General features: G+C 65.4%; 22 protein-coding genes. 12 read left to right on the top strand and 10 right to left on the bottom strand.

What is annotated here, in order from left to right:
- Nucleotides 1–33: 33 nt before the first annotated feature.
- The 5 genes from HWX31_RS22400 to tssB form a co-directional block, all read right to left on the bottom strand.
- Nucleotides 34–825: a DUF3304 domain-containing protein gene (locus tag HWX31_RS22400; RefSeq protein WP_174964032.1), complete on the bottom strand. Its 792-nt coding sequence runs from the start codon at nucleotides 823–825 to the stop codon at nucleotides 34–36.
- A complete protein-coding gene (locus tag HWX31_RS22395) occupies nucleotides 818–1810 on the bottom strand; it encodes a DUF4123 domain-containing protein (protein WP_174964033.1) in 993 nt (330 codons plus the stop codon). Before HWX31_RS22395 ends, HWX31_RS22400 begins: the two co-directional genes overlap by 8 nt.
- Nucleotides 1810–4161: a type VI secretion system Vgr family protein gene (locus tag HWX31_RS22390; protein WP_174964034.1), complete on the bottom strand. Its 2352-nt coding sequence runs from the start codon at nucleotides 4159–4161 to the stop codon at nucleotides 1810–1812. The genes HWX31_RS22395 and HWX31_RS22390 overlap by 1 nt, the downstream gene beginning before the upstream one ends.
- An 83-nt stretch (nucleotides 4162–4244) precedes the next feature.
- A complete protein-coding gene (gene tssC / locus HWX31_RS22385) occupies nucleotides 4245–5795 on the bottom strand; it encodes a type VI secretion system contractile sheath large subunit (RefSeq protein ID WP_042587270.1) in 1551 nt (516 codons plus the stop codon).
- A gap of 73 nt (nucleotides 5796–5868) precedes the next feature.
- Complete coding sequence (gene tssB, locus HWX31_RS22380) at nucleotides 5869–6381, bottom strand: type VI secretion system contractile sheath small subunit (RefSeq protein WP_010093655.1); 513 nt, start codon at nucleotides 6379–6381, stop codon at nucleotides 5869–5871.
- A 588-nt stretch (nucleotides 6382–6969) separates the two neighbouring features.
- On the opposite strand from tssB, the gene tssK reads away from it, so the two are divergent.
- From tssK to tssE, 6 genes are all read left to right on the top strand, one after another.
- Nucleotides 6970–8322, top strand: coding sequence for a type VI secretion system baseplate subunit TssK (tssK, locus tag HWX31_RS22375; RefSeq protein WP_174964035.1), 1353 nt, complete (start codon nucleotides 6970–6972; stop codon nucleotides 8320–8322).
- Nucleotides 8319–9074, top strand: a complete 756-nt coding sequence (locus HWX31_RS22370) for a DotU family type IV/VI secretion system protein (RefSeq protein ID WP_174964036.1) — start codon at nucleotides 8319–8321, stop codon at nucleotides 9072–9074. Before tssK ends, HWX31_RS22370 begins: the two co-directional genes overlap by 4 nt.
- Nucleotides 9071–10849, top strand: a complete 1779-nt coding sequence (locus HWX31_RS22365; RefSeq protein ID WP_174964037.1) for an OmpA family protein — start codon at nucleotides 9071–9073, stop codon at nucleotides 10847–10849. The genes HWX31_RS22370 and HWX31_RS22365 overlap by 4 nt, the downstream gene beginning before the upstream one ends.
- 92 nt (nucleotides 10850–10941) lie before the next feature.
- Nucleotides 10942–11427, top strand: coding sequence for an Hcp family type VI secretion system effector (locus HWX31_RS22360; RefSeq protein ID WP_006479553.1), 486 nt, complete (start codon nucleotides 10942–10944; stop codon nucleotides 11425–11427).
- Nucleotides 11428–11565: 138 nt separating this feature from the next.
- Entirely contained in the window at nucleotides 11566–14295 is a 2730-nt protein-coding gene (gene tssH, locus HWX31_RS22355) for a type VI secretion system ATPase TssH (RefSeq protein WP_174964038.1), read from the top strand.
- Nucleotides 14292–14717, top strand: coding sequence for a type VI secretion system baseplate subunit TssE (gene tssE, locus HWX31_RS22350; protein WP_059618134.1), 426 nt, complete (start codon nucleotides 14292–14294; stop codon nucleotides 14715–14717). Before tssH ends, tssE begins: the two co-directional genes overlap by 4 nt.
- Before the next feature lie 7 nt (nucleotides 14718–14724).
- On the opposite strand, the gene HWX31_RS22345 is transcribed toward tssE, so the two are convergent.
- Nucleotides 14725–15513 carry an NAD(P)H-dependent oxidoreductase gene (locus HWX31_RS22345; protein ID WP_174964039.1) on the bottom strand — a complete coding sequence of 263 codons (789 nt, stop codon included), beginning with the start codon at nucleotides 15511–15513 and terminating at the stop codon, nucleotides 14725–14727.
- 87 nt (nucleotides 15514–15600) lie between these two features.
- Here HWX31_RS22345 and HWX31_RS22340 point away from each other — a divergent pair, with 87 nt between their 5' ends.
- Entirely contained in the window at nucleotides 15601–16494 is an 894-nt protein-coding gene (locus tag HWX31_RS22340; RefSeq protein ID WP_174964040.1) for a LysR family transcriptional regulator, read from the top strand.
- Between the two features lie 156 nt (nucleotides 16495–16650).
- Nucleotides 16651–17055 (top strand): DUF2471 family protein, encoded by a 405-nt coding sequence (locus tag HWX31_RS22335; RefSeq protein ID WP_174964041.1) that lies wholly within the window; start codon nucleotides 16651–16653, stop codon nucleotides 17053–17055.
- 27 nt (nucleotides 17056–17082) lie between these two features.
- Here the strand turns inward: HWX31_RS22335 and HWX31_RS22330 are convergent, their stop codons facing one another.
- A complete protein-coding gene (locus tag HWX31_RS22330) occupies nucleotides 17083–19116 on the bottom strand; it encodes an NADPH-dependent 2,4-dienoyl-CoA reductase (protein WP_174964042.1) in 2034 nt (677 codons plus the stop codon).
- Nucleotides 19117–19193: 77 nt separating this feature from the next.
- On the opposite strand from HWX31_RS22330, the gene HWX31_RS22325 reads away from it, so the two are divergent.
- Nucleotides 19194–20297, top strand: coding sequence for an AraC family transcriptional regulator (locus HWX31_RS22325; RefSeq protein WP_174964043.1), 1104 nt, complete (start codon nucleotides 19194–19196; stop codon nucleotides 20295–20297).
- 98 nt (nucleotides 20298–20395) lie between these two features.
- Here HWX31_RS22325 and HWX31_RS22320 read toward each other — a convergent pair whose 3' ends face one another.
- The 3 genes from HWX31_RS22320 to HWX31_RS22310 all read right to left on the bottom strand — a co-directional run bounded on the left by HWX31_RS22320 (nucleotide 20396) and on the right by HWX31_RS22310 (nucleotide 22811).
- The gene (locus HWX31_RS22320) at nucleotides 20396–20881 is read right to left on the bottom strand and encodes an aconitase X swivel domain-containing protein (protein ID WP_174964044.1); all 486 of its coding nucleotides are present in this window, start codon (nucleotides 20879–20881) and stop codon (nucleotides 20396–20398) included.
- Nucleotides 20874–22121: an aconitase X gene (locus HWX31_RS22315; protein ID WP_174964045.1), complete on the bottom strand. Its 1248-nt coding sequence runs from the start codon at nucleotides 22119–22121 to the stop codon at nucleotides 20874–20876. Before HWX31_RS22315 ends, HWX31_RS22320 begins: the two co-directional genes overlap by 8 nt.
- A 261-nt stretch (nucleotides 22122–22382) precedes the next feature.
- On the bottom strand, nucleotides 22383–22811 hold the full coding sequence (locus tag HWX31_RS22310) for a MarR family winged helix-turn-helix transcriptional regulator (protein WP_059713113.1): 429 nt from the start codon (nucleotides 22809–22811) through the stop codon (nucleotides 22383–22385).
- A gap of 101 nt (nucleotides 22812–22912) precedes the next feature.
- On the opposite strand from HWX31_RS22310, the gene HWX31_RS22305 reads away from it, so the two are divergent.
- The 3 genes from HWX31_RS22305 to HWX31_RS22295 all read left to right on the top strand — a co-directional run bounded on the left by HWX31_RS22305 (nucleotide 22913) and on the right by HWX31_RS22295 (nucleotide 25488).
- Nucleotides 22913–23851, top strand: coding sequence for a LysR family transcriptional regulator (locus HWX31_RS22305; protein WP_059619419.1), 939 nt, complete (start codon nucleotides 22913–22915; stop codon nucleotides 23849–23851).
- A 49-nt stretch (nucleotides 23852–23900) separates the two neighbouring features.
- Nucleotides 23901–24332 carry a MarR family winged helix-turn-helix transcriptional regulator gene (locus HWX31_RS22300; RefSeq protein ID WP_059618115.1) on the top strand — a complete coding sequence of 144 codons (432 nt, stop codon included), beginning with the start codon at nucleotides 23901–23903 and terminating at the stop codon, nucleotides 24330–24332.
- A 64-nt stretch (nucleotides 24333–24396) separates the two neighbouring features.
- The gene (locus HWX31_RS22295; protein WP_174964046.1) at nucleotides 24397–25488 is read left to right on the top strand and encodes an HlyD family secretion protein; all 1092 of its coding nucleotides are present in this window, start codon (nucleotides 24397–24399) and stop codon (nucleotides 25486–25488) included.
- Nucleotides 25489–25516 lie beyond the last annotated feature (28 nt).

Here is a 25516-nt window from a genome sequence, read left to right as displayed (position 1 = left end):
CACGCCTGATCGTCGGAATCGGGTCGAGCGAGATCAACCATGCTGTCCCTCATTCGACATGCGATCAAAGCGATTGCCCTTGATTTCCTGAACAACGGCATCCGGCAAGCTTTGCATCGCAGCACCAAACGCGCCAGGTTTGCCGTTCGTCTCCTGCAAGATCCTCCGCACGGCTGGATGCTCATCGAACTTCGGATTGACGAGCAGCGTGAAATACACGTACTGCTCCAGATCGCTCGAATCAGTCAGGCGGTACTTCGACCAACCTTGCGAAGCAACCCGTGCAGTACGTCGATACGCCACTGCCATGTCGTCATCATCTGGATTGGCGGCCTTTCCGTATTTGGTTTGAAGCCAGTGATCCACTTCCGTGTAGTCAATTCTTGTTCCGCTCATGTCGTTTCGAAACTCGAACTCGATGTGATCGTCAGGATAGAAGTGCACCGCAAGCACGACTTCCCCGGCTCCGCCAGCGACCTTGGTCGAGGGAAACTTGTCCTCGGTCGTCTTGTGAATCTTCTTGATGGGGGCGTATAGATCCTTGATGGCCTCATCCGCGTCGTAAACCTCCCAGTCGACCGTAAAGCTCGTCCCTTTCAGTTTGTAGCAACAGCTTAGGCTGCCCGCACCCGCGCTTGGCGGCAGATCACCTCCACCACTTGCCCGATTGCCATATTTGTCGCGGATAGTGAACCGGCTCAGATTGAACGGTGTGTAGTTGAGCCCCATGATGCTGACGCCACGGTACGTCGGCTCGGATGAAAACGCATCGCAACCGGCCAGCATCAGCACAACGACCATTGCCAAACAGAGTCGTTTAATCATGCACAGGCACCCCATGTACGTCTGAGCCCGGCTCCATCCGAGAAGCCTCGCGCAAGACGTCGCCATCGATCTGACTCAACGCGTCCCGATACGTCTGCTCACCATTCATCGCGCGCACCAACCGCTCCCGAATCACCGGGTGTTCGTCGAATCGAGGCGACACGACAACCCCCTTCGAAACGTAGTTCAGGAGATCGTCATCTCCCGTAACACGGTGCCGCGCAGCACGTTCAATCTGTTCCGAAACGCGTCGGTAGAGCACCGAATCCGTGAGGTCATCAAGCATCGCCCCATACATCGTGCGCAACTGCATCGCGAGTTTGTCGGCACGACCGAGCCGCAGCAATGCCGTGTGCTGCTCGACCGTCAGCACCTGCTCTCCATCGACAACGCCATCCACCGCGTCTGCATCATTGCGCCAGGCGATCTCGTTCAATTCGCGATCGCGATACCAGATTTCGACACACGGCGACAGAAACGCCTGGGCCTGCTCCGCGCTCCAGACTGCACGCAAGCGCGCAAGAATTCGGTTGTCGTAGTAATGCAGGAAGAACGCACGCTTGTCTGGCGTCGAATAACGGCAGAAGGATTGGAAGTGTTCGGTCAGAATCCGTGTCGGGAACGGGGACCATATCCACGTCAGCATGTGCAGCCCGGTTGACTCTTTCCAGAGCCGCCGAACGAGCCGGCTCTGCAGGTCGCGCGGATCGTCGAAAGCAAAACGATCGATCGCGATCAGGTATGGTGCGATATCCGTGTAGGATTCGACGACGGTCCCCTGCCATAACGACACCCACTCGAGCTTGGGCACCCGTGCCAAGAGCTTGTCGAGGTCCGGATTTGCGCGCGCATCCGCGAGTATGTACAGATGCCCCGAAGCATCGCTTGCGTCGAACGCTTCGAATTGCGACAACAAGCGCTTGCGCCACTGCTCCCACGCAGCCTCCATGTCACCGGCCGGCATGACGCGATCCGCTTCGAGCATCACGCAACCTCCGTCATCGCTTCGACCCCTCGGTGCGCGTCCAAGAAGCACTCCTTGCATGGGCCGATCGGCATGGCGGGCAGAGGAACCGAGAGATTGCCGGGACCGGTCCAGTGAAAGTTGCCGCACTTGAGCGTGATATCTCCGGGGCACCCAAGCTCGATGTTGCCGCCGTCAATCTTGAGGTACGCGCCGCCGCTGGTCAGCGTAAGCGCGCCGCGGGAGGTCGCGAGAATCGAGCCATCGGTACTGGCGAAGCGCATATCCTTCGACGACGACAGCGCCATCGCGCCCGTACGGGCCTGGACGACGACGTCCTGCTTGGCCGCAGTGACTCGCACGCCCTGCGCCTGCGCGAACAGCGACACCTGTCTGCCCGCCGCAACGGTGAAATTCCGCATGATTCCGACGTCGAAGTTCCCGCCTGCAGTCGCGATCAGATTTCGGTCCGCGTTGACCTGCAGGTGCTCGCCTGACGTGAGTCCGATACCTGACGGCGCGCTCATGAGGATTGCCGCGCGCTTCAATCCGTCGAGCGCTTCCGCATAGAACGCCTTCTGCTGCTTCAGCTCGGCCACCGTCGCCTCGGCAGCCCGGACGGCCTCGGAAAGCGACTCCATGCGATCAATCGCACGCTGCAGCTGCTCTTGCGCACCGTCCATGTCGAGCTGGCGACCCGACGCTCCCGGCTGAGCTTCGGTCGTCAGCAACATGCCCTTCGGACCGCGCGCCGCGAGATGCCCGTCGGTACGCAGTTCGGCTCCCTGACCTCGCTCTGCGCGAGCTTCATCGACCATATGCCCCAGATTCAACTCGCTGGTCTGATTCGGCGTGGTCAGGTGGATGTGTTCGACACCTTCCTTGTCCTCCATCCGCATCTCGTTCTTCGCGGCGGTACGGATCAGGTTTCGGGTGTGATTCAGGTTGTTGACGAGATCCGGGTGCAGGCTGTCATGCATCGCGCCGATGATGACGGGCCGATCCGGATTCCCTTGAGTAAAGACAAGCGCGACTTCCGCGCCGTCGATCAGCGGGAAATGATGGCCGTAGTTGTCGCCGCTATACGGCTTGGCGAACCGCACCGGCCGGCTGGTTCCGCCGGGGCTCCATCGATCGAGATCGAACGGCAGGACAATCACGTACCAGCCCTGCTCCGTCAGGTACGCGTATTTGTAATCCCCAGGAGACGTGATGCGGGCTGGCAGAATGCCGTCGATGGAGGGCCGCTGGATCGACGCAATGTGCGTCCGCCAGACACGATCGGACGGAATCCCCTCGAACGACACCCAGTACGACTCGTTACGCCCGCCATGCGACTCGACCGAAGTAATGAATATCCCATGCTTCGCATCGGCCGGTTTCGGATCGATCCGCATCACCTCGCCTGCTTCGAGTGCGAACGGATTGCCCGTACCCTTGAAGGTGATCTGGCTGGCCAGATACGCGTCGTGCCTCAAGCGCGCAACGCGCTTGCCTTCCTCCGGCGTCTCGTAATGCTCCCCCCATCGGTAATCGACAGCGTTGGTCGTCTTGTCGTCGCGGGCAGCGTTTTCCTCGACCAGCAGCGAAACACCTGCCTGCCGGTGGTTATAGTCATGCAGCCGCACCGACTCCGGTACACGCTGCGTTTCCCGCCCGAGTGTCTTGATCGCATCTGCCCCAGCACTCTCAAGCCCCGAGTCGCGGCGATACGGAACAGTGCGCTGCTTGCGCGCATACGCATCCAGATCGTCGCCGAACACGACCACCGCGCGATCCTTCTTCTGCTCCCAGCGGAACCAGATCCCCTCTTCTGCGCAGATGCGCTGAATGAAGGCAAACGTCGTCTCGTGATACTGCGTCACGTACTCGCGCCGCTTGTACTGGCCACGCAACTGGAACACGAAATCGACGCCCGCACGGTATTCGTAATGCCGCAGCGTATCGGTAACGATCTCCTCGACCGACTGCTTCTGGAACAGCCGGCTGGTCACGCCGCGATTGAGGTCCGCCAGCGTAGGCTCCAACACGACCCGATAGCGCGTCTCATCAGCCGACGTTTCGAACTCGTCGAACTTCGTGATGATCCCGTGGACCGTATACGCCGGCGGCTTCTTGCTGAACTGCGCCGCGTTCTCCCCGAACATCTTCCTCAGATAGTCCATGTTCGGATCGATCGGATCGACGATGAACTTGGCCGGTCGCCCAAGCACCTGATCCATCGGAATGCCGGCCACCGGGCTTGTGAATTCAATCTCGTACCTGTACAGCTGGCTGACCTGGTCGAGCCCAGTGAATTTCAGGATCGAGAACGGCGCCGGGTGCGGCGCCAGTTTCAATTCATAAGCCTGCGAGGGCAAAATCATCGACATGGGTTTTCTCTCAGGTGCACGGACACAACGGCGCCGCCGGGGCAACCATCACCACCCCGGCGGCGCATGCGACAGACGTCAGATCAGCTCTTCGCCTTCGGCATCTGCGAAACGAGCGACAGCCCGATGTCCATCCCTTCGACCTGGAAGTGCGGCACGATGAACAGCTTGATGCGGAAGAAGCCCGGGTTGTCCTCGATGTCCTCGACGGTCACCTTCGCCTCGCGCAGCGGATGCGACGCCTGCAACTCGTCGCCCGGGTCCTTCATCTCGGTCACGAGCCCCTTGATCCAGTTGTTCAGCTCGAGCTCGAGCAGACGACGGTCCTTGGTCGTGCCGATGTTTTCGCGCTGGATCAGCTTCAGGTAGTGCGCGATGCGCGACAGCAGGAAGATGTACGGCAGGCGCGCATTGATGCGGCTGTTCGCGGTCGCCTCCTTGGTCTCGTACAGCGCAGGCTTCTGCGTCGAGTTCGCCGAGAAGAAGCACGCGAAGTCGTGGTTCTTGTAGAACGACAGCGGGATGAAACCGAGATTCGCGAACTCGAACTCGCGCGTTTCCGGAATCAGCACCTCGGTCGGGATCTTCGGCTGATAGCCGGTGCCGAGGTCGTACAGGTGAACCGGCAAATCTTCGACCTTGCCGCCTGCCTGCGGCCCGCGAATCTGCACGCACCAGCCGTTGCTCACGAAGCTGCGCACCATGTTCGCCGCGAACGCGAACGACGCATTCATCCACAAGTACTTGTCGTGATCAGGGCCCTTGACGGCTTCCTCGTAGTTGAACGCCCGCACCGGCGCCGTATCCTTGCCGTACGGCAGACGGCCGAGCACGCGCGGCATCGTCAGGCCGACGTAACGCGCATCGTCGGTATCGCGGAAGCTCTTCCACTTGATGTACTCGGCGCGATCGAAGTAGTTGCCGATGTCCTGGATCGCCGCGACTTCTTCCATCGACTGCTTGCCGAAGAACGCCGGGCCGACCGAGCCGATGAACGGCATGTGCGCGGCAGCGGCAACCTTCGAGATATTGCGCAGCAGCGCAACGTCCATCGGCGAGTTGTTGAATTCGAAGTCGCTGATCATCGCGCTGATCGGCTGACCGCCCGGCGTGTCGTACTCCTCGATGTACGTCAAACGGTACAAGCCGCTCTGGATCAGCTCCGGCGTATCCTCGAAGTCGCGCTGCAGCGCGTCCTTCGACACGTCCAGCACCTCGATCCTGGCGTTCTTGCGGAAATCGGTGCGGCTCACCAGCATCTTCAGGCCGCGCCAGCGCGCTTCGAGCGCCTGGAACTCCGGCGTATGCATCACGGCGTCGAGCTGGCGGCTGATCTGCCGGTCGATCTGGCCGATATGGAAGTCGAGCAGCGACTTGTCGAGCCGGTCGACCGGCTGGCTCGCGCCGGCCACGAGCTCGAGGAACGCGCCCATGCCGCGCGCGATCCGCTCGTCGGCGGACGCCTCGGACAGCATGTCGTTGTCGCGGAACGCCTCGAGCGGACGCGCCTCGCTGACGGGCTTCAGGTTGATCTTGCTGCACAGCGATGCGTACACGCTGTCGATGTCGCCGTGCGGGGCGTCGAGCACGACGGTCTCGGTCGCGCCGGTCTGCTGCGTTTCAGTGGATTTCATCTCGTGTCCTGTCTGCGATCGAATCGCAACCTGTTTTCGGAATGCGGTGAAGGCGCGCTTGGCCCGGCTCCGCTCACGCATGCCCTTCGGGCTGCGTGGCGGCGGTGGCGATCTGCGACAGTTCTCCGCGCAGCTTGTCGGACAGGCGCTTGTCCTTCAGCACCTTCTCGAACTCGCGGCGGAACGTGCCGTTGTCGAGCAGGTTCGATTTCAGGTCGCGCAGCAGGTTGCGCATCGCCAGCAATGCCTGAAGCTCCGGAATCTGGCGTGCGACCTGCTCGGGTTCAAAGTCCTTGATCGAGCGGAACGACAGGTTGGCCGCCAATTCCGATCCGTCGCCCGCGAGCGTGTTGTCCGCGGCGATCTTCAGGTCCGGCGCATAATCGGCTAGCACCGCGTCGAAGTTGTTCTTGTCGATGTTGACCTTCTTGCGCTCGGCAAGCGGCGCCTGCTCGCGTCCGGCGCTGAAGTCGCCCGCGACGAGCAGCTTCAGGGGCAGCTCGACCTTCTTCTGCGCGCCGCCGGTGTGCAGGTCCAATGTGATCGAAACCCGGCTCTTCGGGATCTCTCTCTGAAAGCTATCCAATTCGTTCTCCTTATCTCAGGATGCTTGAAGATTCCGCAATGCACGTCCATGGTACGTGGCCAGCAGATGCCCAGTCGCTCGCGACGCCGATGCCCTCGGCCCCACGGGGCTCATTGCGAAGGACTGACTCGGATACCCCGTAGCACTGCATCCGATTCACGGAGCAGGAAATTACCACGACACATTACATGCAGTAAACACCAAACCATCAATTCACATTCATTCAACAATTAAGACAAGTCAAAACATCAACCACACACACCAGAAATCTTCCACAAAAACCACTGACAAACCAGCCACCTGCCGACAAACCCCACTGACACGCAAGCACGAACCACTCTCAACATCATGATTTACAAGTAAATTCCCACTTACACCCCGCTACGAAACAGCACCTCATTCTCAAAACTTATTGCGACAATATCTCAATAAATATCTCCCAGACAAACCTCGATTCTCGCCACCCGCAATATCTCAAAATAGACCATTCCAACAAAACATGAATTTCCACAAAATTAGGTATACGAAATCCATATCGAGACTATAGAATCGCCAAACCATAATTCCTATATTTCGATAGACCACACCATGCGGATCGAAAAACCGCTCTGGCATGAAGGGCTGATCCTGACGCAACAGCATTTCCAGCAGCAGGACCGCTGGGCTGCGTTCGCATTGCGCCAGCTCGCGAATTCCGTCGTTTCGTCTCCATGGGGAACGCTTGGCGTCGATATCGACGAAGACGCACTATCGTCAGGACGTCTGAAGCTGACGCGGCTCCAGTTGCGCCTGCCGGACGGCACCCCGATCGACACGACCGTCGCCGACACGTTGCCTCCCGCACGGGATCTGACTCAGGGAATATCTTCCGACGTGCAGAGCGTCGTCGTGCTCGCGGCACTGGCGCTGCCCGACGCGAACGGCGGCAACTGCCGCTTCGACGAAACCACGCTGGCCCGGCCGAAGCGGGCGTATCGCGAGTTCGTCAAGGTGATCGATCTCAACGGCGGCGGCGAATCCGAGATCGCCGCGGAACGCCACGCAGTGCGTCTGCTGTTCGATTTCGAACCGCATGACGACGATACGGTGTGCGCGATTGCGCGGCTGACACGCACGACGAATGGACAGTTCCACGTCGATCGCCGCTTCGTGCCGCCTTGCCTCACGCTGTCCGCACATGCGCTTCACGTCGAACGAATCCATCGCCTCGCCGATATCCTGGGCGCGAAGAGCGCCGCGCTCGGCGCGCGCCGCAGCGAACGGATCGAACAAGTGGCCGAATACGGCGTCGCGGACGTCCAGCTTTTCTGGCTCCTGCATTGCATCCACAACGCGTGGCCGCAACTCCGCTTTCTCGCATCGCACCCGAGCCAGCCGACCGACCGTCTTTATCAGATTCTGTCTCAGCTCGCGGGCGCGCTGATCACGTTCTCGACGAGTACACAGCTCGCCGACATTCCCACCTACGATCACGCCAATGCCGACGACGTGTTCGCGAAACTCGAGCTGCTGATCCGCGACCTGCTCGATGCGATCATTCCGTCGCGTGTCGTCTCGATCGGCCTGACGCACACGAGCCCGACGACGTGGACCGGTCAAGTCCTCGACGAACGCCTCGCCGAGGGCACGGCGGACTGGTATCTGTCCGTCAATGCCGTCTTGCCCGCATTCGAACTCGTCGAACAATTCCCGCGCCTGTGCAAGGTCGGCGCCCCGGACGACGTCGAGCACATCGTCAATTCCGCCGTTGCGGGCATTCCGCTCAAGGCGGTTCAGCGCGTGCCTGGCGCCATTCCCGTTCGGCTCGACAATCATTATTTCGCACTCGATCCGGCGGCGCCGGCACTGGCGAGAATGCTTGCCGCACGCGCCTGCCAGATCTATTTGCCCGCGTCGATTCCCGATGCATCGATCGAACTCTACGCCGTGCTGCGCTCATGAACACCATCATTTCCACGCGCACCCAGGCAGCGCTGCTCGAGCGCGAACCGGGCTCCCGCCACGCAACCGGCACGTCGATTCGTGCGTTGCTGCGCGACACGGCCCTGCTCGTTACGCATTTATCGAGTGAAGGGCAGGCCCAGAACGTCGGCGAATTGCGCCAACGCTGCGTTCAGCTCGTCGCGCAATTCTCGACCGCGCTGGATGCACTTGGCATCGCTCCGGACGTGCGTGACGATGCCGCAATCGCCCAATGCGGCCTGATCGACGAGGCCGCCCTGCGGCACCTTCCCCCCAGCGACCGCGCGCAGTGGGAACAGACGCCCTTGCAGGTGGAGCGGTACGGCATTCATGATGCGGGCGATCGTGTGTACGAGCGAATCGAATACCGGATGCGCGAGGCCGCACCCAATGTCGAATTGCTCGAATGCTACGCCGCTATTCTGGGCGTCGGATTCCGGGGCCGCTATGCGTCTCCGGCGGGCGCGACGGCGGCATCACATGATGGCGAAGCGAAACGCCAGGCCCTGATCGCAGCGCTCGCCGAGCAGATCGATCGACTGCGTCCGGCAGCGCCTCCGCCGTTCCTGACGGACCGCTCCACGACGCGGCTGATCGACCGGCTGAAGCGGCTTTCGCCCTGGGCAATCGCGGGCATCGCGTGCGCCGCCGCCACACTGACATGGCTCGTCTGGCACCAGATCCTCGATGCGCAACTGGCGCACCTCATTCAGCAGGCGAAACGGCCGTGAGTTCCGATCTGTACGCTCGGCCCGGCACGCCAGGCCCGGGGTCGCATGCTGTTCGGGCGACGCTTGCGGGGCTCGGATATCCGCTGCGCACCGTCGTCACGTTGACCGCCGTGCTGGCGCTCGCGGTCATCTGGCTCGTCCTGTCCATCGACCGCGGTGCGGCATGGGGATCGACCGCCGTCATCGTCGCCGTTTCGCTTCTGGCCGGTTGGCTGCACATGCGCAAGCTGGCGCGCTTGCGTGAGCAACATGCACACGTGCTGACCCAGCTCGGCGCCGCAACGGTCGACCTCCCGGTGGGCCTCAGAACCAGAATGCCGGTCGCGCTGGTCGTCGGCGACGGTCTGGCTGCGCTCTTCGATCGCGAAGACGCCATCACGCGCTGCGTGCATGTCGGCAACGGCGCGATCTGGTTGCGGGTGGATCAACCTCAGGAGCTGTCGCGGCTCGCCGTCGCGATCCGTCAATGGCGCGATGGACATGCGCCCGATTGCGTCGTGCTGTCGGTCGCCCCCGCGATGCATTCGAACAGCGATGTGCTGGCGCAAAGGCTGCGCGTCATCCGTCAGGCGGCGGCCGATGCGTCGAAGGCGCTGGGCACGGCATTGCCCGGCTATGTCGCGATCTACCAGCGGCTGACCGCCGATCCGGCAACGAGCCCGACGCAGTCCGGCGATATGACGGCGCAGTGGTACGGTGCGTCGGCCGCGTCGCCCATCGTCGACGCGCAGCGTTTCGACGCGGCGATCGAAGCCGCCGAATCGGAAGTGGTCCATGCCGGCGGCAACCGTGCGACGGCCGCGCGCGCCGCCGGTCTGGCCGCCATCGTCGCCTGGACGCAGCGAAGCGTGTTCGATGTGCTCGCCGACCGGCGGCAGCCGGCGCCGATGTGGCGCCTGTTCGGTGCGGGCTGGATCGATTGCGGGCCGGAAACCGGCCCCGGCAAGCCGTGGGAGCGCGATGTCCGGACGCGCATCGCCGTCGCGCCGCGCGCCCTTCCCGGCTCGACGGCGCCGTGGCCGCTTCCCCAGCCGTTGATCGAAGCCGCGCCGCAACGGGCACGGCGTTCGCCGCGGATCGCAGCCGTCGGACACGCGTTTGCGATCGTCGCGTGCGCAACAGCCGTCGCCATCTGGGGAGCCGCAAAGAACAACGAAGCGCTGTTGACCCGCATCGGCGAGCACCTCGCACGCTACGACGCAATTCCCCAAACACACGACGCAGCGAAACGCGACGCGCTGCGCGCTCTGGTCTCGGATCGCGATCAGCTCGATCGCTTTGCGCGTACCGGCGTGCCGCTGCGGCTGTCGTTCGGGATGTATCGCGGTCGCAACCTGCTCGCGCCGCTCAACGACGCCATCGCATCCTATGAGCCGCCTTCGCCGCCACCGTCCGTCGTGACGCTGGACAGCATGTCGCTGTTCGACAGCGGCAAGGCGGCGCTGAAACCCGACTCGACGCGCGCGATGGTGGGCGCACTCGAACTGATCAAGGCTCATCCGGGCAAGCGGATTCTCGTCGCCGGGCATACCGACGCTGTCGGCAAGCCGGATCGCAACCTGAAGCTCTCGGTCGATCGCGCGGCCGCCGTGCGGGACTGGCTCGTCGACGCATCCGGCATTGCGCCGACCCGGTTCGCGATCCAGGGCTACGGCGATACCCGGCCTGTCGCGGACAACGCGACACCAGAAGGCCGGGCGAGGAACCGCCGCGTGGAAATCACGCTCGTGCCCGATGCTCCGGCGCAGGCGTCTTCGGGAAATCCGGCGAGATAACGGCGTAGTTTGGTTCCCGGGGCGAGCACCTCGGGTTTGTCAGCGCCGGGCTCCGGCTCCGGCGATTCGCAGTACGAATAAGGAGTGAAAAAATGGCAATTCCCGCCTACATGTGGCTGAAGGACGACGGCGGCGCGGACATCAAGGGTTCGGTGACCGTACAGGATCGTGAAGGCAGCGTCGAACTCGTCGCGTTCGACCACGGCGTCCACATTCCGACCGACGGCAATACCGGCAAGCTGACCGGCACGCGCGTCCACAAGCCGATTACGCTGACGAAGGAGACGGACGCGTCGACGCCGTACCTGTACAAGGCCGTGACGAGCGGCCAGACGCTGAAGTCGGTCGAGATCAAGTGGTACAAGATCGACGACGCGGGCAAGGAGAAGGAGTACTTCAACACCAAGCTCGACAACGTGAAGATCGTCGCGGTGAAGCCGAAGATGCTCGACATCAAGAACCCCGACTACGAAAAGCACAATCACCTCGAGGACGTCGAGCTGCGCTACGAAACCATCACGTGGTCGTACAAGGACGGCAACATCATCCACAAGGACACCTGGAACGAACGTTCCTGACGTCCTGACCGACAGGCGGAAACCGGCTGCGGCGCAACCGGTTTCCGCCGCGCCGGCCGGCACATTCGCACCGGCCCGGCCGCCGAAAGCGGGCGCCGACGGACGCCCGCCCCTTCCTCTCCTTTTCCAGCCCTCGACATGACGCTGCGCGACGACCGAACGCCCGCCCTCCGGGACGCCACTCATCTCCTTCGCCGCCTCAATCCCCATTGCACGCGGGCGCTCGAAGCCGCCGCGAGCCTTTGCCAGACACGACTCGCGGACGAGATCGCCGTCGAGCACTGGATGCTGAAGCTGATCGAAGCAGACGACGGGGACATTCCCGCCATCCTGCGGCACTACGATCTCGACATCGACACCGTTTGGGATGCACTGATCCAGGTGATCGATCGCATGCCGCGCACGTTGCGCGGCAAGCCCGCGTTGTCGCGACAGCTCGCCGCCGTCGTCGAGGATGCATGGGCGCACGCATCGTCCGACGATCCGGACGGCATGATCCGCTCCGGCCATCTGCTGCAAGCCGTCGTCGATGCGCCGCATGTGCTGCGCACGCAACGCGCGTGGCCGCTGCTGTCGGTCTCCAGCACCCAGATCCGCCGCGTGCTGCCGCGTTTGGGCCGGCGGTCCAGCGAGAACGAAACTGAAGACGCCGCGCCGCCGCAAGGCGATGCTGACCATGCGGCTCAGGTAGCCGGCCAGCAGACGCCAGCCGCCGACGCACCGGTCAAGCATGTTCCGCAACGCTCGATCGACGGCGACGCACTCGCACGCTTTGCACTCGACCTGACGGAAAAGGCCAGGAAGGGCGACATCGATCCGGTATTCGGGCGCGACCGCGAAATCCGGCAAATGATCGACGTGCTGGCGCGCCGCCGCAAGAACAATCCGATCCTCGTCGGCGAACCGGGCGTCGGCAAGACAGCCCTCGTCGAAGGACTTGCGCTACGGGTGGTCGAAGGCAGCGTTCCGGAGACGATTCGGGACACGCGCATCCTGACGCTGGATCTCGGATTGTTGCAGGCCGGCGCAGGCGTCAAGGGCGAATTCGAACAGCGGCTGAAGAACGTGATCGACGAGGTGCGCGCGTCCGCCACGCCGATCCTGCTGTTCATCGACGAAGCGCACACGCTGATCGGCGCAGGCAACGCGGCCGGCGGCGCCGACGCGGCGAATCTGCTCAAGCCGGCGCTCGCGCGCGGCGAACTGCGCACGATCGCGGCCACCACGTGGGCCGAGTACAAGGAGTACTTCGAACGCGATGCAGCGCTCGAACGGCGCTTTCAGGTCGTCAAGGTCGACGAGCCGGACGACGACACTGCGTGCCTGATGCTGCGCGGGCTTGCCGACCGATACGCACGGCATCACGACGTCCATATTTGCGATGAGGCGATCGTCGCGGCCGTCCGGTTGTCGCGCCGCTATATCCCGGCGCGACAACTGCCCGACAAGGCCGTCGACCTGATCGACACGGCGGCGGCACGCGTGCGCATGGGTCTCGACGTGCCTCCGGCCGAACTGCAGCATGCGCGCGCAACCCTGGCAGCGCTCGCACTGGAGCGCGCCGCGATCGACGCCGACACACGCGCCGGACTCCCGGACGCGACGGCCCGCCGCGAATCGATCGACGCATCGCACGATGCCATGCACGCCAGCGCCGACGACCTGGAGCGCCAGTACGCGCGCGAGCGAGCACTCGTCGAATCACTGCGCGCGATCCGCCGTGCCGGGAATGCGCAATCCGATCCCGGGCCGATCGCGACAACCCTCCAGTCACTGTCGTCCGTTCAAGGCAAGGCGCCGATGATCTTCCCCGACGTCGATGCACAGGCGATCGCGCGCGTCGTCGCCGAATGGACCGGCGTGCCGGTCGGCAACCTGGTCGAAGACGAACTGCGGAGCCTGCTCACGCTCGAATCCGCGCTGGCTACGCGCGTGGTCGCGCAAGACGATGCGATCGCCGCGCTGGCGGAAAGCCTGCGCACGGCGAAGGCCGGCCTGAAAAGCGAGCACGCGCCGCTCGGCGTGTTTCTGCTCGCCGGCCCGTCCGGCGTCGGCAAGACCGAGACCGCGCTGGCGTTGGCCGACCTGCTGTTCGGCGGCGAAGCCGCGCTGACGACCATCAACATGTCCGAATACCAGGAAGCGCACACGGTATCGCAGCTGAAAGGCTCGCCACCCGGTTACGTCGGCTACGGGCGCGGCGGCATCCTGACCGAAGCCGTACGTCAGCGGCCTTATAGCGTCATCCTGCTCGACGAGGTCGAAAAGGCGCATCGCGACGTGCTCGACCTGTTCTATCAGGTGTTCGACCGCGGCATGATGCGCGACGGCGAAGGGCGCGAAATCGATTTCCGCAACAGCGTGATCGTGATGACGTCCAACCTCGGCAGTGCGCAGATCGACGATGCGACGGCCGTCGATCCCGAAATCACACAAGCGGCGCTGGGCGAAGCCATTCATCCGCAACTGCTTGCACACTTCCAGCCCGCGCTGCTCGCGCGCTTCCAGACGCTGGTTTATCGGCCGCTCGACGCTACGGCGCTTGCGTCGATCGTACGGATCAAGCTTGCCAAGGTTGCCGAACGGCTGCATCGGCAACACGCCGTGACGCTGACGTGTGCGGACGACCTGATCGATTCGATCGCGCAGCATTGCGTATCGCGCGAGTCCGGTGCACGCAACGTCGATGCGTTCATCAACCAGCGCATTCTGCCGACCGTCTCACGTGAGCTGCTGACGCGCATGGCGTCAGGCATCACGCCGCACGCTATCGACCTTTCCGCGGACACGGACGGCAAGATGACGATCGATTTCGTCGATGCGCCGTTGCCGGTCGATGCCGATCTTGAATCGCGGAACTTCGCATGACCGCCGGCCCCTCTCTCTACGACATGCTGCTCGGCCAGATCGGCGGCGAGCCGATCGACGCGTACGACGACAGGACGCTCGAATGCCTGAGCGTCCAGCAGAACGTGCGACGCATCCTCAATACGCGGGCCGGCGCACTCAAGCATCTGCCCGACTATGGGCTGCCCGACCTGACCAACATCTACAAGGCGCTCCCGGCATCGGCGCACGTCCTCAAGCAGCAGATGGAAGCGACGCTCTTGAGATACGAGCCGCGGATCCGATCGATCGACGTCGAGATCATCGACAACCAGGATCCGGGGATCCTGGTCAGCTTCGAGATGACGTGCCATCTGAAGAACGCGGGGCTCGTCCGGTTCGGCACGTACTTCGAGCCGCCCGGCCGCCTGCGTGTCGAGCGGCGCCTGCGTGACGGGCATTGATCGGGCGTCAACGCCCCGCCCCATCCACATGCGCCGCGAACCCCACCCTCTCCGGTGCGATATCTTCCTTCAGCGTCAGCGCCGGAATCTCGTAATCCCCCGCGTTCTGCCTTCGGAACGGAATCGGCGGCGTCGCCCACAAGCTGTCGAGACGTTCGCCGAGCGCGTCGCGCGTCTGCGCAAACCGCGCGTCATCCATCTTCCCCGTCCGGTAGATCACGAACGGCGGCAGCACGTCGAACCCCGGGTAGTACAGGATCCCGTGCTGGATCGGAAACAGCACGTCGTCGATCGGCCCGTTGATGCCGCGCGGGCCGTAGTGCGATTCCCACCCGCCCGTCGTGACGACCAGCATCGCGCGCTTGCCCGCGAGCGACCCTTCGCCGTAACGATCGCCCCAGTGCGTGTCGGAATGCTCGCCGACGCCGTACGCGAACCCGTATGCATACACGCGCTCCACCCACCCCTTCATGATCGCCGGCATCGAGAACCACCACATCGGAAACTGCAGGATCACCGCATCGGCCCACTTCAGCTTCGCCTGTTCGCGCGCGATGTCGTCGCGCTGCGTTCCTTGCGCGAACGCGCGCTTCGAATCGAGCGACGGATCGAAACGCGCGGCGGGCGGCCGGTCCGTGACATCGTCGCCGTCGAGCGCCGCCTTCCAGTTCATCGCGTACAGGTCGGACACCTGCACCGCATGGCCGGCAGCCTCGAGACGCTGCACGGCGAAATCCCGCAGCGCGCCGTTCAGCGATCGCGGTTCGGGATGGGCATAGACGATCAGCACATTCATGGCCAGATACTCCGTTGCTTGAATGTCCGCAGGATGCCGCGCCGCCAGGTATATTGGAAATGAATTTCCGGAATTCCAGGTATAGCGATGAACAATCTCAGACGACTGGACCTGAACCTGCTCGTCACGCTCGACGTGCTGCTGTCCGAGCACAACGTCACGCGCGCGGCCGAAAAGCTGAGCATGTCGCAGCCGTCGGTCAGCGTGCAGTTGCAGAAGCTGCGCGACGTGTTCGGCGATCCGCTGCTGCTGCCCGGCCCGCGCGGGATGCGGCCGACCGCGCGCGCCGAGGCGCTGCGCGAACCGCTGCGGGAAGCGCTCGATGCGGTCGAACGCGCGGTCCTGCCCGCCACGCCGTTCGATCCCGCGACCGCGACGCACACCTGGAACGTGGCCGCCACCGACTACGGCGAATCGACGATCGTGCTGCCGGCGCTCGCCACGCTGCGGTCCGCCGCGCCCGGCACGCGGCTCGCGGTCGTCGAGCTCACGCCGCCGCGCATCGAGAAACAGGCGGAACGCAGCGAAATCGACCTGGCGTTTCACACGACCGAAGGTTCGCCGGCGGGCATGCGGCGTCTGCCGCTGTTCGTCGAGCGCTACGTGCTGGTCGGCCGCGCCGGGCATCCGAAGCTCAGGCACCGGCCCACGCTCGCGCAGTTCGGCGCGCTCGAACACGTGATCGTGTCGCCCGACGGCGGCGGCTTCGTCGGCGTGACGGATGACGCGCTCGCGAAGCACGGCGCCACGCGCCGCGTGGTGCTGTCGGTGCCGCATTTCCTGTTCGTGATGTCGGCCGTCGCGAGCACCGAACTCGTCGCGATGCTGCCCGAGCGTCTCGTGCGCGACGCGCCCGCGCTGCGGGTCGTCGAAGCGCCGGTCGAGGTGCCCGGCTATGAAATGTCGATGCTGTGGCACGAACGCTCGCATCGCGATCCGGCGCACCGGTGGCTGCGCGAGACGATCGCGGCGTCGGTCTGAAGCCGGACGCGTTGCCGGCAGCCGTCGCCGGTCACCCCAGCCAATTCGTGTGATTCAGGGCTTGAAACCAATCGAATCACTGTATATATTTACAGTGCTTTTGGCCATATGACCCGATTTCAGTCACTTTCGACGAACGGACTTTGTGAGGCGACCATGTTCCAGCCATCCGCTTTCGATCCCGAACAACCCGGCTTCAATCCCGTCCACTTCGAGCGCGCCGCGCAGCGGGCGGCCGTCGACCTGCAGCGCGTCGTCGGCGGACCCGCGCAGCGCGCGCTCGGCCTGCGCCGTCGCACCCACCCGGCCGCGGTCCGCACGCTCAGCTGGCAGGCGCTGCTCGACGTCGAGGACCTGGCGTTCTCCAATGCGGGGTTTCTGAACCGGAACGACCCGGCGGTGGTCGACGCGTTCATCCGGCTGCGCGACAGCCGGATGGTGGCCGCGGATGTCGACGAGCCGGTCGACTGGCGCCGCGACGACGACGACCTGCCGGCCGTCTACCTGATCGTGCGGGCCATGATCGATGCTGAAGCGGAAGAACGGGCCGAAGCCGCGTAACCCGCTCACCGCGCAGTCACACTCCGGTCACAGCCGCGCCGCCAGCCGCGCGCCCTGATCGATCGCGCGCTTCGCGTCGAGCTCGGCGGCCAGTTCCGCGCCGCCGATCAGGTGCACCGCGCGCCCCGCCGCCTGCAGCGGCTCGACGAGCGCGCGCTGCGGCTCCTGGCCGGTACACAGCACGATCGTATCGACCTCGATCAGCTCCGGATCGGTGCGCTTCTCGCCGTACGACACGTGCAGCCCGCGCGCATCGATCCGCTCGTAGTTCACGCCGCCGATCATCTTCACCTGCTTCATCTTCAGCGTCGCGCGGTGAATCCAGCCGGTCGTCTTGCCGAGCCCCTTGCCGAGCGGCGCGGCCTTGCGCTGCAGCAGCGTGACCTCGCGGGCCGGCGGCGCGACCTGCGCACGCGTCACGCCGCCGCGCGTCGCGGCCGGATCGGTCACGCCCCACTCCGCCTTCCATTCGTCGAGGTCGAGCGCGGGCGACACGCCGTCCTGCACCAGGAACTCGGCGACGTCGAAGCCGATCCCGCCCGCGCCGACCACCGCGACCCGCTTGCCGACCGGCTGGTTGCCCGCGAGCACGTCGATGTAGCTGAGCACGTTCGGCCCGTCCTGCCCCGGAATCTTCGGATCGCGCGGCGCGACGCCCGTCGCGAGCACGATCTCGTCATAGCCGCCCGCGATCAGGTCGTTCGCGTCGACACGCCGGTTCAGGTGCAGCGCCACGCCCGTCAGCTCGATCTGGCGACGGAAATAGCGCAGCGCCTCGTGGAACTCCTCCTTGCCGGGAATCCGCTTCGCCATGTTGAACTGGCCGCCGATGTCGGCCGCGGCGTCGAACAGGTCGACGCGATGGCCGCGCTGCGCGAGCACGGTCGAGCACGCGAGCCCGGCCGGCCCCGCGCCGACCACCGCGATGCGCTTCGCCTTCGGCGCCGGCGCGTACTTCAATTCCGTCTCATGGCACGCGCGCGGGTTCAGCAGGCACGATGCGATCCGGTTCTTGAACGCATGATCGAGGCATGCCTGGTTGCAGCCGATGCAGGTGTTGATCTCGTCGGCGCGGCCCCCTGCGGCCTTGTTCACGAACTCGGCATCGGCGAGCAGCGGGCGCGCCATCGACACCATGTCCGCGCAGCCGTCCGCGAGGATCTGCTCGGCGACTTCCGGCCGGTTGATCCGGTTGGTCGTCACGAGCGGAATGCCGACCTCGCCCTTCATCTTCTTCGTCACCCACGCGAACGCGCCGCGCGGCACCGACGTCGCGATCGTCGGCACGCGCGCTTCGTGCCAGCCGATCCCCGTGTTGATGATCGTCGCACCCGCGCGCTCGACGGCCTTCGCGAGCTGCACGACCTCGTTCCAGTCGCTGCCGTCCGGGATCAGGTCGAGCATCGACAGCCGGTAGATCAGGATGAAGTCGCGGCCGACCGCCTCGCGGGTGCGCTCGATGATCTCGATCGGCAGGCGGATGCGGTTCTCGTACGCGCCGCCCCACTGGTCGGTGCGCTTGTTGGTATGCAGCGAGATGAACTGGTTGATCAGGTAGCCCTCGGAGCCCATGATCTCGACGCCGTCGTAGCCCGCTTCGCGCGCCAGCGTCGCGCAGCGCACGAACGCGCCGATCTGCCGCTCGACGCCGCGCGCGGTCAGTTCGTGCGGCGTGAACGGCGAGATCGGCGACTTGATCTTCGACGGCGCCACCGCGAACGGGTGATAGCCGTAGCGGCCTGTGTGGAGGATCTGCAGCGCGATCTTGCCGCCCTCGGCGTGCACGGCGCGGGGAATCGCGCGGTGCCGGCGCGCGGCCGATGACGTCATCAGCGTGCCGCCGAACGGCTTGGTCCAGCCGGCCACGTTCGGCGCGAAGCCGCCGGTGACCATCAGGCCGACGCCGCCGCGCGCGCGTTCCGCGAAGTATTCGGCGAGCCGCGGCAGCGTCTTGCGGCTGTCCTCGAGGCCCGTGTGCATCGAGCCCATCAGCACGCGGTTCTTCAGCGTCGTGAAACCGAGGTCGAGCGGGGCAAGCAGGTGGGGAAACGATGTCGTCATGATGGCGTGGCCGGAAAAGCGGTGAACGTCATCGTAGGGCGCGCGCGACGTTGAACGTGAGGGGGCAAACAGCCATAATGCTTGTCATTTTCGGCCAAAAAGACATGACTTCCCCGCTTGCCAAGGACCGCCTCGGGCTGCGCCGGCCGACGATTCCGGTCGCCTATCCGCGCCTGCTGCTGCAGGTGCTCGACGCGCGCGGCGTCGACCTCGCCGCGGTGCGCGCCGGCACCGGCCTGCGCGACGCGGTGCTGGCCGAGCCGGACGCGCGCGTCGCGCCGTCGCAATGGGGGCGGCTCGTGCTGAACGCGATCGAAATCGGCGGCGATCCGGGCATCGGTCTCGCGTTCGGGCTGCAGCTCAAGCCGACCGTGCACGGCTTTCTCGGCTACGCGACGCTGACCGCGCGGGACATCCGCGCGTCGCTGCAGGTGACGATCCGCTACTTCCGGATGCGCAACCGCCAATATCGCCTGACCTACGCCGAGGACGAAAACGGCGCGACGCTCGAACTGCACGGCGTGCAGGCAAGCCCCGTGCTGCAGCATCACGTGATGTTCGAATTCGTGCTGACCGGGCTCGCGCAGAACATCGCGCAACTGTCCGGGCGCGCGTCGCCGGACATCGCGCTGCAGTTCGCGTGGCCGGAGCCCGCGTACTTCGCCCGTTACCGAAGCCAGTTGCCGCCGGTGCGCTTCGGCTGCGCGGCCAATGCGCTGTGGATCGCGCGCGACGTGCTGGACTGGCCGCTGCCGCTAGCCGACGAGGTCGCGCACCGGCAGGCGCTGGTGCAGGTCGAGCGGGAATACGCGCAGGTCCGGCAGGAGGAAGGCGATCTCGTCGAGCGCGTGCGGGCGGAGCTGGCGCGCGCGGCAGGCGGCTATCCGGGGCCGGAGACGCTCGCGCAGCAGCTGCTCGTGTCGACGCGCACCTTCAGGCGGCGGCTCGAGGAAGCCGGCGCGAGCTATCGGCAATTGCTCGACGAGGCGCGCTATCGGGATGCGAAGCAGTTGCTCGCGGCGTCGGATCTCGACCTGAAGACGATCGCCGAGCGCCTGCAGTTCACCGACCCGGCGAATTTCACGCGCGCGTTCCGGCGCTGGGCCGGGCAGACGCCGAGCGCGTATCGGGAGGCGACCGCCGGGCTGGCCGGCACGGCCCGGCATCGTGAACGCGCGTGAGACCTTGCGTCCGGCGGGCGTTTTTTATTCATACGATGTACTGATGTATCGACAGACGCCGACGCCCGCGAACCGTGACCTCGGCAACCGCCGGCCGGCTAGCCCCGGCGCGCGGCGTCGCCGACGCTGATCGTCGCGCCGCCGATTCCGCCGGCCGCCTCGATCCGCACCGGCCCCGACGCGTTGACGATCGCGTCGTACACATCCTCCGCGACACACACGACAGGCACCTCGATCGCATACAGCTCGGCGGCGACGATCGCGCCGATCGAGATGATCAGGTCCCGCTCCTTCAGCACGATGCCGACGGGCCCCGTACCGTTGCGCACGGCTTCCGCGAGCACGCTGCTGCTCGAACTGGATCCCTTCGCATGCGCCATCACCATGATCCTGCCGGCGAGGCTTGCGCCGACGAGCGGATGGCCCCGGTCGATGATCCGCCCCGCAGCCGAATCGTAGCCGCCCCAGAAACTGAGCGGCTTGTCGAGCACGAGCACGTCCGCGAATGCGTTGCCGGCGACGAGCGTATCGCCCGACAGCACCGCGCCCGTCGACGCCGAACCGCCACCATATGCTTCAGTCATCGAATCGCACCTTTCCTTCGAACGCGGACCTGACACATTCGCTCATGCTGCCGTACGCAACCGTCACGCCGATGTTCGCGGGTGCATACGACGCCCATTTCCCGGAATTGGTCATGACCAGCCCGGTCAGTTGCCTCATCACGGGCGTGATGTACGTGCACGTATCGACGACGATCTGGACGCCGCGCGCCTCGAAGCGGCTCGCGAGGCCAAGCTCGCCCAGTTCCCACAGGATGAACCGGCTCGTATTCACGTAGAAATCGCATGCCGGCTTGCCGTCGAAACGGTCGAGCAGTTCGTCGAGCCGGCGGAATTCCGCCAGCGAGAAATGCGGCGTGCCGAGCGCCACCGCGACGAGCGCGTCGCCCGCCGCGCCCTGGTTCAGCGTGCGGCGGATCTCGTCGAGATCGGCCATCGACACGTCGACCGTCCGATGCGGCGCACGTCCATGAAGCGCGGCGTCCAGCGTCGGCGCCTCGGGCGTCACGCCGACCGCGTGGAACAGCGCAACGGCCCCGCTCGACGCGGCTGCCGCGCCGAGCGCCTTCAGCTCGTCCTCGCTGGTGTCCGCCGGCAGGCCGACGATCACCGGCACGATCGCGCCCGCGACCTTGCCCACCAGCAGGCCAAGCGCGGCGAAGTAGATGTCGCGCGACGGCAGACGGCTGAAGTCGGGCACCGTGAACACGATCCGCCCGGCGCGGTTCGCGTCGACGTGCAGGCCCGCGTACGGCGCACGGCCCGTGATCGCGGCGGCGAGGTCGAGAAAGTCGCCGTACCGGCTCGTGCGCGCACCGAGCACCGAATTCGCGAACACGATCGCATTGGACTCGGCCCACGCGATCTGCTGGCCTTTCGCCGGACGATTCTTCAGTTGATACGGGGCGCACGTGAAGCTGGATTCGCACCCGAGCTGCAGATGGGCATCCATCAGGCGCTGCGCATCGCGCTGGATCGCGCGGTCGCCGTGGTACAGCTCCGGATGGATCAGGTCGAGCGAGCCGACGTTCAGCGTCGTCGGCACCGCGACTTTCGCGCCCGTCGCGACGAAATAGTCGACGAAGTCGAGACTCGTCTGGCCGTGGTACAGGCAGCCGTCGATATGCGCGGACGCGATGTCGATGAGATGCGGCGCGGACATGACCTCGGCCGTGCGCGAGACGATCCGCATCGCGCGCGCGACGCCCTCGCCGAAGTCCCCATGCAACATCGCCTGATCGCGATCGCTCAATTGCAACATCGGGTTGCGCCTCCTGACCCGCTCGACAGGCACCGGCCTGCGTCACGCGTGGGAGGACTGTACAACTGGAAACAAAAACCGTCCAGACGGGTCCTTGACCAGTTCAATCTCAAACCACATCATCGATCCGATCGGCCAAATCGCCGGATTCAGGTAGCTGGACGGCCCGGATGGCTCGGATTTGTTTCCAGTCGATCGGGGTATGAATGCGTCCGGCGGAAATTTCCCGGCACGGCTTTCGGCGCACGTCGCGCGCCCCGCTTACCGCTTCCCCGTCAGGGTGAACAGCTCGTCGCGCAGCGCCTTCGCGCGCCCCTCGCCGAATTGCGCCTCGAACTCGTCCTGCGCGTCCTGCCATGCCCGCTTTGCGTGCCCGAACGTGCGCTTCCCGAGTTTCGTCAGGTTCAGCGCATGCGCGCGCGCGTCTTGCTCGGACGCGCCCGCCTCGACGAGCCCGTCGCGCTGCAGCGGCTTCAGCGCGCGCAGCAGCGTCGTGCGATCCATCACCAGCGCATCGGCCAGGTCGCTCATCAGCACGTCGGGCCGGCGCGACAGGATCGCCATGATCGAAAACTGCGCCGGCGTGACGCCGAGCGGGCTCAGGTGGCGTTCGTAGATCTGCGTGACGAACCGCGTCGCCTGACGCAGCGCGAAGCAGTTGCACGCACCGGCAATCTGAATATCGTCCATGCGTGGCAATCTATATGTGCATATGCATAAAGTCAACGTATACTTCGCCGTACACGCCGGCGACGCGGCGCGCCCCCTTCTTCGACGTCGAGGACACGCACATGGACTACTTCGACAAGCTGCGGCTTTTCCGGTCGGTGGTGGAACTGCGCAGCTTCACCCGCGCCGCCGACGTGCATGGCCTCGCGCGCCCGGTCGTGTCGCGCGCGATCGCCGAGCTGGAGGCGCGCTTCGGCAGCCGCCTGCTGCACCGGACCACGCGGCAGGTGTCGCTGACCGAAACGGCCGAGCGCCTCTACGAGCGATGCGCGGCCGTGCTCGACGAGCTCGACGCGCTCGAGGCGGAAGCCCAGACGCAGACCCGCGAGCCGGACGGCCTGCTGCGGCTCGTCGCGCACACGACCGTCGCGCTGAACCGCCTCGTGCCGCTGATCGCCGGCTTCAAGGCCGCACACCCGAAAGTGCGCCTCGACGTGACGCTGACCGAGCGCCCGGTCGACCTGGTCGGCGAAGGCTACGACGTCGGCATCGTCGTGCCCTACATGCTGACCAGCGAGACGACCGTCGTGCGGCTGCTCGAGCGGATTCCCGTCGTGATCGTCGCGACGCCGCGCTATCTGGAGCAACACCCGCGCCCGGCCACGCCCGCCGACCTCGCCGACCACCTGTTCGTGTCGCTGTCGCCGGCACTGCGACGCCCGGCGCTGGCGTTCCGCGTCGGCGGCGACACGCTGACCGTACCGTTCCGCTTCGACGTCGCGTCCAACAGTCCCATGTTCAATCGGGAGATGGTGTTGCGCCACTTCGGAATCGGCGTGGTGCCGCGCGCGCTGGTCGAGACGGAGCTCGCGTCCGGCGCGCTCGTCCGGCTGCTGGAGGATGCCGATCTCGTCGACGCGTTCGTCGAGATCAAGCTCGCCTATGCGAATCGCGCGCTGCTGCCGGCGAAGGTGAAGGCGTTCATCGCTTATGCGGCGGCCTACGGCGACGCCGGGGAAGCACCCGTCCGACCGATTGATACAACCGGCGCACCAATCTGATCGCGCCCGGCGCATCGCTTCGCGCCCACCCGCCCACTAACATGTGCACATGCACAAGTACACGCTCACCGATGACGACTGTTTCGCTGTCCGGCAGGCCGCCCGCCGGATCTCGCAGTTCTACGAGCGTTACCTGTCGCAGGCGGGCGTCACCGCGTCGCAGTACAGCATCCTCGCGCTGCTGCGCGAACGCCCCGGCCTGACGATGGCGGCGCTGTCGGCCGTGCTGGTCATCGAGCGCACCGCACTGCTGCGCGCGCTCAAGCCGCTCGTCGGCGCGGCGCTGGTCGCGGGCCGCTACGCGGGCGACGGCCGGCGGCTGAGCTTCGCGCTGACCGGCGACGGCGAAGCGAAGATCGCACAGGCGCATGCGCACTGGCTCGCAGCGCAGGAAGCGTTCGAACAACGGTTCGGCCCGTCGGAAGCGGCGCGGCTGAGAGACGAACTGTTCCGGATCACGCACAACATCCCGGAGCGTTGAAGCAATCCCCCGATCGACGCGCCGCGTCGGTCGTTTCAAAAAGTGTATATGCATAGGTGAATCGATGGATACGACCCAGACTCCTGTTTCCCGAGAAGCGGCGCCGCCGCAAGCCGTCGCGCGGCAGCGCCGGCGCGTGCCGTGGATGACCATCGCGGTGCTGGCCGTCGTCGCCGCCGTGGCGTCGGCGGCGCTCTACTGGGATCTCGTGCTGCGCTTCGAGCAGAGCACCGACGATGCATACGTCGGCGGCAACGTCACGGTGCTCGCGCCGAAGGTGAACGGCTTCGTCGACGAGATCCTCGTGACCGACAACCAGCGCGTGAAGGCCGGCGACGTGCTGGTGCGGCTCGACGCGCGCGACTACGACGCGAAGCTCGCGCAGGCGAGCGCCGACGTCGACGGCGCGCGCGCCGCGGTGACCGAACTCGAAGCGAAGCAGCAGCTTCAGTACGCGGTGATCGGTCAACAAACCGCGGAGAAAGGGGCGTCGGCTGCCGAACTGACGCGTGCGGCGTCCGACAAGGTGCGCTACCGCGAGCTCGTGAAGTCCGACGCGGTATCGAACCAGATCGTCGAGCGCGCCGACGCCGACTATTCGAAGGCGAGCGCCGCGGTCGACCGCAGCGACGCCGCGCTGCTCGCCGCGAAGCGGCAGCTCGACGTGCTCGGCGCGCAGCTCGCCGACGCCCGCGCACGCGTCAACACCGCGCTCGCCGCGCAGCGGGTCGCGGCGCTCAACGTCGAATACACGACGATCCGCTCGCCGGTCGACGGCTACGTCGGCAACCGCACCGGCCGGGTCGGGATGCTCGCGAACGTCGGCGTGCCGCTGCTGACGATCGTGCCCGCGTCGGGCTTGTGGATCGACGCGAACTTCAAGGAAGACCAGCTGAAGAAGATGCGCCCGGGCGACCGCGTCGACGTGTCGCTCGACGCCTCGAGCCTGCGCGTGCACGGCCGCGTCGAGAGCCTCGCGCCCGCGACCGGCGCGACCTTCAGCGTGCTGCCGGCGGAGAACGCGACCGGCAACTTCACCAAGATCGTGCAGCGCGTGCCGGTGCGCGTGCATCTCGATGCGCAGCCGGGCCTCGAGAACGTGCTGCGCCCCGGCCTGTCCGCGGTCGTGACCGTGCATACGGCGCGCGCGGACTGAGCGGCATGCCGAGCGAATGACGGAGCGG

Source organism: Burkholderia ubonensis, assembly GCF_902833085.1.
GTDB lineage: Bacteria > Pseudomonadota > Gammaproteobacteria > Burkholderiales > Burkholderiaceae > Burkholderia > Burkholderia ubonensis.
Note: the sequence above shows the minus strand (reverse complement) of the source record. Positions and strands in the feature narration are given on the sequence as shown.